The following is an 11,793-nucleotide window of genomic DNA, read 5'->3' on the forward strand; positions in this document are numbered from 1 at the left end:
TGGCGTAATCAGAAAAAACAGCGACCAACACACGCACTACACCGGAGTTCTTATGCCACACTCGCTTTACGCCACCGATACCGATCTGACCGCGGACAATCTGCTGCGCCTGCCGGCGGAATTTGGCTGCCCGGTCTGGGTCTATGATGCGCAGATTATTCGCCGCCAGATTGCCCAGCTCAGCCAGTTTGACGTGGTGCGTTTTGCGCAAAAAGCCTGCTCTAACATCCATATTCTGCGTCTGATGCGCGAGCAGGGGGTGAAGGTGGACTCGGTGTCGCTGGGGGAGATCGAGCGTGCGCTGGCGGCGGGCTACGATCCGCAGCAGAATCCAGAGGATATTGTCTTCACCGCCGATCTGATCGACGAGGCGACCCTCGATCGCGTCAAGGCGTTACAGATCCCGGTGAACGCCGGCTCGATCGACATGCTGAGCCAACTGGGTGAAGTGTCGCCGGGCCATCGCGTATGGCTGCGCGTCAACCCGGGCTTTGGCCACGGCCACAGCCAGAAAACCAATACCGGCGGTGAGAACAGCAAGCATGGCATCTGGTACAGCCACCTGCCGGCGGCGCTGGAAGTGATGCGTCGCTATCAGCTGCAGCTGGTGGGGATCCATATGCATATCGGCTCTGGCGTCGACTATGGTCACCTGGAGCAGGTGTGCGGCGCGATGGTGCGCCAGGTTGTCGACTTTGGTCAGGATCTGCAGGCCATCTCCGCCGGCGGCGGCCTGTCTATTCCTTACCGCGAGGGCGAAGAGGCCATCGACACCGCTCACTATTATGGCCTGTGGAACCGCGCCCGGGAGCAGATCGCCACCCATCTGGGTCACCCGGTGAAACTGGAGATTGAACCCGGACGCTTCCTGGTGGCCGAGTCCGGCGTGCTGGTGTCGCAGGTGCGCAGCGTGAAAGAGATGGGCAGCCGCCACTTCGTGCTGATTGACGCTGGCTTTAACGACCTGATGCGCCCGGCAATGTACGGCAGCTATCATCATATCACCGCTCTGGCGGCGGATGGCCGCGATCTCAGCGCCGCGCCGCAGGTGGAGACCGTGGTGGCCGGGCCGCTGTGCGAGTCCGGGGACGTCTTTACCCAGCAGGAAGGGGGGAAAGTCGAGACCCGTCTGCTGCCGGCGGTGGCCCCAGGGGATTATCTGGTGCTCCATGACACTGGCGCCTACGGAGCCTCGATGTCATCCAACTATAACAGCCGTCCGCTGCTGCCGGAGGTGCTGTTTGATGGCGGCAAGGCGCGGCTGATCCGCCGTCGCCAGACCATCCAGGAGCTGCTGGCCTTAGAGCTTATTTAAAAAAAGGTCCCGTCGTCACCGACTCACGCAACACCAGCGTGCCGGTGAACGGCGGGATCGTTTCGATCGGCTGCTGGTTAGCAAGCTTGATCGCCTGATCGATAGCCGTGGTGATCATGTTGTCGATCGGCAGATAGACCGTCGACAGCCCCGGCTCCAGCCATTTCGCGCTTGGCGCATCGTCGAAGCCAAACAGCGACACATCCTGCGGAATACGCAGCCCCGCCTGATGCAGCGCCTTAGACGCTCCCAGCGCCATATCATCGTTACAGGAAAACAGCGCGCTGAAGCGGGCTTTCTCGTCCAGCAGTTCCCGGCACAGCTCGTAGCCGCGGGTCATCGTCGAGTCCCCGTATTTCACCCGGCTCGGATCCCACTCAATACCATGTTTTATCAGCGCGTTGCGATAGCCCTGCAGGCGCGCCTGGCCGGTGGGGGTGTGCATCGGGACGGTGATGCAGGCAATATCGCGGTGGCCCTGGGTAATCAGATACTCCACGGCCTGGAAGGCAGCTTCCTGCTGTTCGAAGAACACGCAGCGTTCGCGGGCCTGCGCCACATCACGGTTAATCACCACTAGCGGCATGGCGATCGAGTTAATCAGCGACATGATCGCCTTCTCGCTCATATGCCGGGTATAGAGGATGATCGCATCGCACTGCCGGTCGGCGAGCATCTGTACCGCTTCCTCTTCGCGCTCCGGCGTATCATGGCCGTCGGTGACGATAAGCTGTTTTCCCCAGGCTTCGGTCTGGCGTGACGCCTGCTGCAGCAGACGGCCAAAGTAGAAGCCGTCAAAGGTGGAGACGACCAGCCCGATACTGTTGCTGGTCTGATTGGCCAGCGAGCGGGCAAGGAAATTCGGCCGATAGCCCAGCTCTTCCATCGCTTTAAAGACCTGTTGGCGGGTGCTCTCTTTCACCTGACCTGTGCCGTTCAACACGCGGGAAACCGTCGCTTTCGAGACGCCTGCGCGAATTGAGACATCCAGCATTGTAGCCATTCATCGATTCCTGATTTCACGTGGTAAGGCGCAGTTTATCACAGACCGAAAAGGGACATATCGACGGGGCGGGGCGGAAAAACCATCGCGATCACGCTTTTAGCAGGAACTGACCAACCGGCGCTATCTGGTATGCCAATAGATTTTAATATCGGTATTTGGGATACCACGCAGCGGGTTGCGAGCGCTGTCACAGAACAATTTTTGCCTGGCAACTATGTTTTGGTATGCCAAAAGTCTCTGGCTGTCCACCTGGCCGCAATAAGCCCTTTACACTGAGGTACTCTTTTATGGCATTACAGGACAAACTGATCGACGCGCTGGGGCGTTTCGCGACGACATTCAACAGCTATCGCTACATTATGGCGATCAAATCGGCGTTTATTACCCTGATGCCGGTGATCATCGTCGGGGCCTTTTCGGTACTGATCTCCAATATGGTGCTGGATCCAAAGAATGGGCTCGCCAGCTTTTCCTCGCTCTCCTTTCTCGCCGCGCTGAAGCCGATCACCAGCGCGCTGAACTACGCCACGCTCAACTTCCTCAATATCGGCGCCGTGTTTCTGATCGGCATTGAGCTGGGGCGGATCAACGGCATCAAAAGCCTGTTTCCCGGCCTGCTGGCGGTGATCTGCTTTATCTGCGTCACGCCGACCACGGTGGAGATGATGGTCGATGGCCAGATGCACGTGGTGAAAGATGTCCTGCTGCGTCAGTTCTCCGACACCCGCAGCCTGTTCCTCGGGATGTTCATCGCCATTCTGTCGGTCGAGATTTACTGCTGGCTGGAGGGGCGCAAGGGACTGAAGATCAAGATGCCGGATACCGTGCCGCCGAACGTCTCTGCCTCTTTTTCGGCGCTGATCCCGGCGATCATCACCACCACCGCGATCGCCACCTTTGGTTTTCTCTTCCACCAGCTGACGGGAATGTATCTCTACGATGCGGTCTACCAGGTGGTGCAGCAGCCGCTGGAGCGGGTGGTGCAGAGCCTGCCGGGGATCCTGCTGCTGATGTTCGTCGCCCAGCTGTTCTGGGTGATCGGTATTCACGGCAACCAGATGATCAAGCCGATCCGCGAGCCGCTGCTGCTGGGGGCGATCACCGTCAATATGAGCGCCTTTGAGCAGGGGAAAGAGGTACCGAACATCATCACCATGCCCTTCTGGGATGTTTACATGAGCATCGGCGGCTCGGGGCTGACCATCGGCCTGCTGATTGCGGTGATGATCGCCACCAGGCGCAAAGAGATGAAAGAGATCGCCAAGCTGTCGATAGGCCCGGGGCTGTTCAATATTAACGAGCCGGTGATCTTCGGGATGCCTATCATGCTCAACCCGATCCTCGCCATCCCGTTTATCATCACCCCGCTGGTGACCGGCAGCATCGGCTATTTCGCCACCCTGACCGGCTTCGCCGGCAAGGCGGTGGTGATGGTGCCCTGGACCACGCCGCCGCTGATCAACGCCTGGCTCTCCACCGCCGGCTCGATGGGGGCGGTGGTCACCCAGCTGATCTGCATCGTGGCCGCGGTGCTTATCTATCTGCCTTTCGTCAAAATCGCCTCCCGCCGTGCCGATGCCGCGCAGCGTCAGGCAGACAATCAACAGACCGCCAACCCTGTCTGAGGAGCCTATGACTACCGTACGGATGACTATTCCCGATGATTTTATCCTTGGCGCGGCGGCTTCCGCCTGGCAGACCGAGGGCTGGAGCGGGAAAAAACCGGGGCAGGACTCCTGGCCCGATCTCTGGTACAAAAACGACCGTCACGTCTGGCATAACGGCTATGGCCCGGCGGTGGCTACCGATTTTATCAACCGCTTTCAGGAAGATGTGCAGCTGATGAAGCTGGCCGGGCTGACCCACTACCGCACTTCGATCAACTGGTCGCGCTTTCTGACCGACTATGAAAACGTCACGGTGGATGAGGAGTATGCGGCCTATTACGACCAGCTGTTCGATGCGCTGCTGGCCAACGGCATCACGCCGATGATCTGCCTTGAGCATTACGAACTACCGGGCTATCTGCTGGAAAAGTATGGCGGCTGGGGGTCGAAAACGGTGGTCGAGCTGTTTGTGCGCTACGCGGAGCAGGTTTTTGCCCGCTACCACCCGAAGGTGACCCGCTGGTTTACCTTTAATGAGCCGATCGTGGTGCAGACCCGGGTCTATCTTGATGCCCTGCGCTGGCCCTATGAGCAGAACACCAGCACCTGGATGCAGTGGAACTACCATAAGGTGCTGGCGACCGCTTGCGTCGTGAAGCGATTTCGCGAGCTAGGCTATCCCGGGACCGTCGGCTGCATCCTCAATCCGGAGGTGACCTACCCGCGCTCCCGCGCCCCGCATGACCTGCGCGCGGCGGAGATCTACGATCTGTTCTATAACCGTATGTTTCTCGACCCGCTGGTGCACGGGGTCTGGCCGCCGGCGCTTCTCGCGCTGCTTGAGCAGCATCAGGTGACGTGGGAGGCCAGCGCGGAGGATCTGGCGATTATCCGCGAGCACACCGTCGATGAGCTGGGGATTAACCTTTACTATCCGCACCGGGTCAAAGCCCCGTCGCGGGCCTGGCATCCGCATACCCCGTTCCATCCGGCCTGGTATTATGAGTCGTTTGAGCTGCCCGGCCGGCGGATGAACGCCTCCCGCGGCTGGGAAATCTACCCGCAAATCATCTTTGATATGGCGATGCGGATAAAAAATGACTATCGCAACATTCCCTGGTTCGTGGCGGAGAGCGGGATGGGGGTGGAAAACGAAGGCCAGTTCCGTAACCGCGAAGGCGCCATTGACGACAGCTACCGCATTCGTTTTATCAGCGAACATCTGTGGCACACCCTGCGCGCCCGCGAGGCAGGAGCCAACTGCCAGGGCTATATGCTGTGGGCGTTTACCGACAACGTGTCGCCGATGAACGCCTTTAAAAACCGCTACGGGCTTATCGAAATCGACCTGCAAAACCATCGCGCCCGGCGACCCAAAGCCTCGGCGCACTGGTTTCGTCAGCTCGGCGAACGGCGTGAACTGGTGCTGGATATCGATGATGAATACCGCTAGCCGGGGGCAATATTTGCTAAGATAGCGCCGTGTTTGACTCGCAGGCATGTAACGCACAGGTGATTTTGTGGAAAAAGCGATAATTCCGCCGGAAAAGAAGCCCTATCAGGAGATTGGTGATGACCTGCGCGCCCAGATCGCGCAGGGGCGCTACCCGGTCGGGTCGCGCTTGCCGCCGGAACGCCATATTGCCGAAACCTATGGCGTCAGCCGGACCATCGTGCGCGAAGCGCTGCTGATGCTGGAGCTGCAGGGGACGGTGGATATCCGTCAGGGATCCGGGGTGTACGTCATGCGTATCCCGCACGAAAACGACAGCGAAGAAGAGCAGCTGCTCAGCAGCGACGTTGGTCCGTTTGAAATTCTCCAGGCGCGCCAGCTGCTGGAGAGCAATATCGCCGCCTTTGCCGCGAAAATGGCCACCCGCGCCGATATCGATAATCTGAAGCGGATTATCGAGCAGGAGCAGCGGGCAATCGCCCTCAACGACACCGCCCAGGATAACGCTCGTCTGTTCCATCTGGTGCTGGCCGGGGCGACGCAGAACCAGATGCTGTTAGCGACGGTGGAGCGGATCTGGCTGCAGATGGACAGCAGCCCGCTGTGGCAGCAGTTTAATGTGCACATTGCCAGCCGCGCCTGGCGGCTGAAGTGGCTCGGCGACCGGCAGACCCTGCTTGCCGCGCTGCGGCGTCGCGATGTGATGGGCGCCTGGCAGGCGATGTGGCAGCATCTGGAAAACGTTAAAAACAGTCTGCTGGAGCTGTCCGATGAAGACGCCCCGGACTTTGACGGCTATCTGTTCGACTCGGTGCCGATTTTTCAGGGGAAGTTGGTATGACGATCCTGCCGCTATATGCCGCGCCGCAGTTCGCCCGGGAGGTGACCGACCGGCTGTGGCAGGCCTTTGGCGGCGAGGCGCTGCCGCGGGAGTTTTTCGCCAGCATTGTGCAGCATAGCCAGACGGCGGAGGCGCTGCCGCTGACCTTTATTGCCGTGGAAGGGGAGCAGCTGCTGGGAACGATTGGCCTCTGGCGCTGCGATTTGATCAGCCGCCAGGATCTGTTTCCCTGGCTGGCGGCGCTGTACGTCGCGCCCGCCGCTCGCGGTCAGGGGCTGGCCGGACAGCTGCAGCGGCATGTGATCGATTATGCCCGCCGCGCGGGCTATCGGGAGCTTTATCTCTACTCCGCCTGCCGCGATTTTTATGAACGCTTCGGCTGGCGCTACATCGGCGAGGGGCTGGATTACCCGGCCACCGCCGTGCATCTCTATCGCTACGACTTATCGCCTTCCTGCGGGGCCACCACCGAATGACGGCGCACCAGCGTCGGGCTGAACAGGTGGGTGATCTCCGGCGCCGGGCGCTGCTCCGCCAGGGCTAAGGCCAGCTCGGCCGCCTGGGTCGCCATCGTGACGATCGGGTAGCGGACGGTGGTCAGCCGCGGGCGAACATAGCGCGAAATCAGGACATCGTCGAAGCCGATCAGCGAAATTTCCCGCGGGACGTCGATGCCGTTGTCGTTCAGCACCCCCATCGCGCCGGCGGCCATCGAGTCGTTATAGCAGGCGACGGCGCTAAAGTGGCGGCCGCGGCCAAGCAGTTCGGTCATCGCCTGTTCGCCGCCGCTTTCATCCGGCTCGGCGAACGTGACCAGCCGGTCGTTGCACGGCAGGCCGCTCTCCTCCAGCGCCGCGTAGTACCCCTGCAGGCGATCTTCCGCATCAGAGATATCGTGGTTTGAGCACAGGTAGCCGATACGCGTGTGCCCCTGCTGGATCAGATGGCGGGTCGCCAGCCAGGCGCCGTAGCGATCGTCCAGCGCTACGCAGCGCGTTTCATATCCGGGCAGGATGCGGTTGATCAGCACCATGCCGGGGATCTGCTTCATCAGCCCGGCGAGTTCCTCATCGGGGATCATTTTGGCATGCACCACCAGCGCCGCGCAGCGGTGACGGATCAGCTGCTCTATCGCCTGGCGCTCCTTCTGCACGTTGTGGTAGCCATTGCCAATCAGCAAAAAATTGCCGGTGCGATAGGCCACCTGTTCGACGGCTTTGACCATCGCGCCGAAGAAGGGGTCGGAGACATCGCCCACCACCAGGCCGACGGTTTCCGTGGACTGCTGGGCCAGCGCCCGGGCGTTCGCGTTGGGGTGATAGTTGAGGGTTTCCATCGCCGCGCCCACGGACTGACGCGAGGCTTCGCTGGCTTTGGGAGAGTTGTTGATGACGCGGGAGACGGTAGCGACGGAGACTCCTGCGAGTCGGGCTACATCCTTAATTGTCGCCATACCATGCCTTTTATAGGGTAAGCGTTTACATACTGCTATGTTACGGGAAAGAGCGGCAGATTCAAGGCGCGGCGGCGAAGGAATGGCGCAAATGTGATTCAGAGCGGGCTTATCGGTGACCTGTTTACATTGACGCTATCAGTAATTGAAACCGGCTCGGGGAAATACAAACCTTTGCTTACACTTTGCGATGCGCTGTTGCGAATGTTCGCTGGTTTGTCCGCCGAGCAGGTTGATATTCTGGCTATCCCAGAGGTATTGATAGGTGGAGTCAACGTCATGTTGACCACTTTATTTACACCAGCCTGCGCAGATGCGCAGGTTTTTTTTTGCCCGTCGCCGGCGTTGTTACAGATAGCGAAAATCGTAATAACTGGTTGCACTTAGGCTCACTCCCTTGCGTTTTCCCGCTGGCCCGAAGCGGGCGAAAAACGCGACAATCGAGATCCCAGAGGTATTGATAGGTGAGTTTCTCAGGTACGCTCTTCGTACTGGACGTCTTACACCAGCCTGCGCGGATGCGCAGGTTTTTTTTATTCTGAAAATCCCCCCGCTGCACTGCTTTCCCACGCCTTCTCGTGTAACCTGCTTTGACTCATCACCGGTCACATGGAGTTGTTATGCTTTTGGGATTTTTCAGACTGCTGTTCAAGGGGTTATACCGGGTCAGACTGACCGGCGACACGCAGGCTTTGCACCAGCAAAAAGTCTTAATTACCCCGAACCACGTCTCGTTCCTCGACGGCATTCTGCTGGCGCTGTTTTTGCCGGTCCGACCGGTTTTTGCCGTCTATACCTCAATCAGCCAGCGCTGGTTTATGCGCGCGCTGACGCCGATTATCGATTTTGTGCCGCTGGACCCGACCAAACCGATGTCGATCAAACATCTGGTGCGCCTGATTGAACAGGGGCGGCCGGTGGTCATCTTCCCGGAAGGGCGAATTTCGGTCAGCGGCTCGCTGATGAAAATTTATGACGGCGCCGCCTTTGTCGCCGCCAAATCGCAGGCGACCATCGTGCCGCTGCGCATTGAAGGCGCTGAACTGACGCCCTTCAGCCGGCTGAAGGGGCTGGTGAAACGTCGCCTGTTCCCGCGTATTCAGCTGCATCTGCTGCCGCCCACCCATCTGCCGATGCCTGAGGCGCCGCGCGCCCGCGACCGGCGCAAAATCGCCGGAGAAATGCTGCATCAGATCATGATGGAAGCCCGGATGGCGGTGCGTCCGCGGGAAACCCTGTATGAGTCGCTGCTGGCGGCGCAGGACCGCTTCGGCGCGCGCAAACCCTGCGTGGAGGATATCAACTTCCAGCCGGATACCTATCGCAAGCTGCTGACCAAAACCCTGTTTGTCGCCCGCATTCTGGAAAAATACAGCCAGCGGGGCGAGAAGATCGGCCTGATGCTGCCCAACGCCGGCATCAGCGCGGCGGTGATTTTCGGCGCGATCGCCCGCGGGCGCATTCCGGCGATGATGAACTATACCGCCGGGGTGAAAGGGCTCAGCAGCGCCATCGCCGCCGCGGAACTCAACACCATTTTTACCTCGCGCACCTTCCTTGATAAAGGCAAGCTCTGGCACCTGCCGGAGCAACTGACTCAGGTGCGCTGGGTGTTCCTGGAAGATCTCAAAGGCGATATCACCCCTGCGGACAAACTGTGGATTTTCGGCCATCTGCTGGCGCCGCGTCTGGCGCAGGTTAAGCAGCAGCCGGAAGACGCGGCGATGATCCTCTTTACCTCCGGCTCGGAGGGCAATCCGAAAGGGGTGGTGCACAGCCATAAAAGTCTGCTGGCCAACGTCGAGCAGATCAAAACCATTGCCGACTTTACCGCTAATGACCGCTTTATGTCGGCGCTGCCGCTGTTCCACTCCTTTGGCCTCACCGTCGGTCTGCTGACGCCGCTGCTTACCGGTGCGGAGGTGTTTCTCTATCCCAGCCCGCTGCACTATCGCGTGGTGCCGGAGCTGGTCTACGATCGCAACTGCACAGTGCTGTTCGGCACCTCGACCTTCCTCGCCAACTATGCCCGCTTCGCTAACCCCTATGATTTCTATCGTCTGCGCTATGTGGTCGCCGGGGCGGAGAAGCTGCAGGAGAGCACCAAACAGCTGTGGCAGGATAAATTCGGCCTGCGCATTCTCGAAGGCTATGGCGTGACCGAGTGCGCCCCGGTGGTCTCGATCAACGTGCCCATGGCGGCGAAGGTCGGCACCGTGGGGCGTATCCTGCCGGGGATGGACGCCCGCCTGCTGGCGATGCCTGGCATTGAGCAAGGGGGGCGGCTACAGCTGAAAGGGCCGAACATTATGAAAGGCTACCTGCGGGTGGAAAATCCCGGGGTGCTGGAAGCGCCGACGGCGGAAAATCAGCACGGCGAAAAGGAAGCGGGTTGGTATGACACCGGCGATATCGTCACCTTCGACGAGCAGGGCTATGTCCGCATCCAGGGCCGCGCGAAGCGCTTCGCCAAAATCGCTGGCGAAATGATCTCTCTTGAGATGGTGGAGCAGGTGGCCCTCGGCACGTCGCCGGACAAAATGCACGCCACGGCGATTAAACAGGACGCCAGCAAAGGCGAGGCGCTGGTGCTGTTTACCACCGATAATGAACTGACTCGCGAAGCCCTGCTGCGCTACGCTCGCCAGCACGGCGTACCGGAGCTGGCGGTGCCGCGCGATATACGCTGGCTGAAACAGCTGCCGGTGCTCGGCAGCGGCAAGCCAGACTATGTCACCCTGAAAAACATGGTCGACGAGGCGGAAACAACCCATGAGTGAGTCAGTGCATACTAACCCTTCGCTGTATTCGAAAGGGATGATGGCGGTGATCTGCGCCCAGTTCCTGTCGGCCTTCGGCGACAATGCGCTTCTCTTCGCCACCCTGGCGCTGATGAAGCAGCTTTATTATCCGGAGTGGAGCCAGCCGGTCCTGCAGATGTTGTTTGTGGGCGCTTACATCCTGTTTGCCCCCTTTGTCGGCCAGTTCGCCGACAGCTTTGCCAAAGGCCGGGTGATGATGGTGGCCAACGGCCTGAAGCTGCTCGGCGCCGGCTGCATCTGCTTCGGCGTTAATCCGTTTATCGGCTATACGCTGGTGGGGATTGGCGCCGCCGCCTATTCGCCGGCCAAGTATGGCATTCTCGGCGAACTGACCACCGGCGATAAGTTAGTGAAGGCTAACGGACTGATGGAGTCCTCGACCATCGCGGCGATCCTGCTGGGCTCCATGGCCGGTGGGATCCTCGCCGACTGGCACGTGCTGGCGGCGCTGATCGTCTGCGCGCTGGTCTACGGCGGGGCGGTGGTGGCTAACCTGTGGATACCCAGGCTGCCGGCGGCGCGTCCGGGGCAGTCATGGCGTTTTAAGCCGATGACGCACAGCTTCTTCAGCGCCTGCCGCACGCTGTGGCGCAACGGCGAAACCCGCTTTTCGCTGATGGGCACCAGCCTGTTCTGGGGCGCTGGCGTGACCCTGCGCTTCCTGCTGGTGATCTGGGTGCCGGTAGCGCTGGGCATTACCAGCAACGCCATGCCCACCTATCTTAATGCGATGGTGGCGGTGGGGATTGTGCTGGGGGCCGGGGCGGCGGCGAAGCTGGTGACTCTGGAGACGGTGTCGCGCTGTATGCCGGCCGGGATATTGATCGGTATTGCGGTAATGGCGTTTGCGGTGCAGCAGTCGCTGCTGCCGGCGTTCGGACTGCTACTGCTGCTCGGGGTGTTCGGCGGCTTCTTTATCGTGCCGCTGAATGCGCTGCTGCAGGAGCGCGGGAAACACTCGGTCGGGGCGGGTAACGCGATTGCGGTACAGAACCTGGGCGAAAACGTGGCGATGCTGCTGATGTTGGGGCTCTATTCCCTGGCGGTGAGCGTCGGCGTTCCGCCGGTCGCCGTGGGGATAGGTTTTGGCGCGGTGTTTGCCGTGGCCATCGCCGCGCTGTGGGTCTGGGGGCGGCGTAAATAACTTCTCGTCGCGGTTGACTCGAAATCGTAACCCCTGCCAGGCGCGCGGGCAGAGGGAAACCCCGGGTTGCGGCTTACGCCTGACCCGGGCTACCGCGGCTGCTGAGGTGGCTACCCGACCTGGGTAGCGAAGGCCCGGTAAGGCGTAGCCGC

At 60.4% G+C, this 11,793-nt stretch carries 10 protein-coding genes; 8 read left to right on the forward strand and 2 right to left on the reverse strand.

From position 1 onward, the window contains the following. The first annotated feature begins 52 nt into the window (after positions 1-52). Positions 53-1,315: a diaminopimelate decarboxylase gene (lysA, locus tag AC6CWS_RS21880; protein WP_023290909.1), complete on the forward strand. Its 1,263-nt coding sequence runs from the start codon at positions 53-55 to the stop codon at positions 1,313-1,315. On the opposite strand, the gene AC6CWS_RS21885 is transcribed toward lysA, so the two are convergent. Then, positions 1,308-2,309 carry a LacI family DNA-binding transcriptional regulator gene (locus tag AC6CWS_RS21885; RefSeq protein ID WP_004229436.1) on the reverse strand — a complete coding sequence of 334 codons (1,002 nt, stop codon included), beginning with the start codon at positions 2,307-2,309 and terminating at the stop codon, positions 1,308-1,310. The genes lysA and AC6CWS_RS21885 overlap by 8 nt on opposite strands. A 299-nt stretch (positions 2,310-2,608) precedes the next feature. Here AC6CWS_RS21885 and AC6CWS_RS21890 point away from each other — a divergent pair, with 299 nt between their 5' ends. The 4 genes from AC6CWS_RS21890 to AC6CWS_RS21905 all read left to right on the forward strand — a co-directional run bounded on the left by AC6CWS_RS21890 (position 2,609) and on the right by AC6CWS_RS21905 (position 6,698). After that, entirely contained in the window at positions 2,609-3,946 is a 1,338-nt protein-coding gene (locus AC6CWS_RS21890) for a PTS sugar transporter subunit IIC (protein ID WP_023290908.1), read from the forward strand. Between the two features lie 7 nt (positions 3,947-3,953). Next, positions 3,954-5,381, forward strand: coding sequence for a glycoside hydrolase family 1 protein (locus AC6CWS_RS21895; RefSeq protein WP_048298211.1), 1,428 nt, complete (start codon positions 3,954-3,956; stop codon positions 5,379-5,381). A 67-nt stretch (positions 5,382-5,448) separates the two neighbouring features. After that, the gene (locus tag AC6CWS_RS21900; protein ID WP_004205433.1) at positions 5,449-6,222 is read left to right on the forward strand and encodes a GntR family transcriptional regulator; all 774 of its coding nucleotides are present in this window, start codon (positions 5,449-5,451) and stop codon (positions 6,220-6,222) included. Further along, positions 6,219-6,698 carry a GNAT family N-acetyltransferase gene (locus AC6CWS_RS21905; RefSeq protein WP_060592051.1) on the forward strand — a complete coding sequence of 160 codons (480 nt, stop codon included), beginning with the start codon at positions 6,219-6,221 and terminating at the stop codon, positions 6,696-6,698. The genes AC6CWS_RS21900 and AC6CWS_RS21905 overlap by 4 nt, the downstream gene beginning before the upstream one ends. On the opposite strand, the gene galR is transcribed toward AC6CWS_RS21905, so the two are convergent. Continuing rightward, complete coding sequence (galR, locus tag AC6CWS_RS21910) at positions 6,659-7,675, reverse strand: HTH-type transcriptional regulator GalR (protein WP_002915981.1); 1,017 nt, start codon at positions 7,673-7,675, stop codon at positions 6,659-6,661. The genes AC6CWS_RS21905 and galR overlap by 40 nt on opposite strands. 93 nt (positions 7,676-7,768) lie before the next feature. Here galR and AC6CWS_RS21915 point away from each other — a divergent pair, with 93 nt between their 5' ends. The 3 genes from AC6CWS_RS21915 (at position 7,769) to lplT (ending at position 11,641) form a co-directional block, all read left to right on the forward strand. Continuing rightward, positions 7,769-8,062 carry a hypothetical protein gene (locus AC6CWS_RS21915; protein WP_049013350.1) on the forward strand — a complete coding sequence of 98 codons (294 nt, stop codon included), beginning with the start codon at positions 7,769-7,771 and terminating at the stop codon, positions 8,060-8,062. Positions 8,063-8,295: 233 nt separating this feature from the next. Next, positions 8,296-10,455: a bifunctional acyl-ACP--phospholipid O-acyltransferase/long-chain-fatty-acid--ACP ligase gene (gene aas, locus AC6CWS_RS21920; RefSeq protein WP_101994959.1), complete on the forward strand. Its 2,160-nt coding sequence runs from the start codon at positions 8,296-8,298 to the stop codon at positions 10,453-10,455. Then, a complete protein-coding gene (gene lplT / locus AC6CWS_RS21925) occupies positions 10,448-11,641 on the forward strand; it encodes a lysophospholipid transporter LplT (protein ID WP_023290904.1) in 1,194 nt (397 codons plus the stop codon). Before aas ends, lplT begins: the two co-directional genes overlap by 8 nt. Positions 11,642-11,793: the final 152 nt, after the last annotated feature.

Source organism: Klebsiella sp. M041, assembly GCF_059759695.1.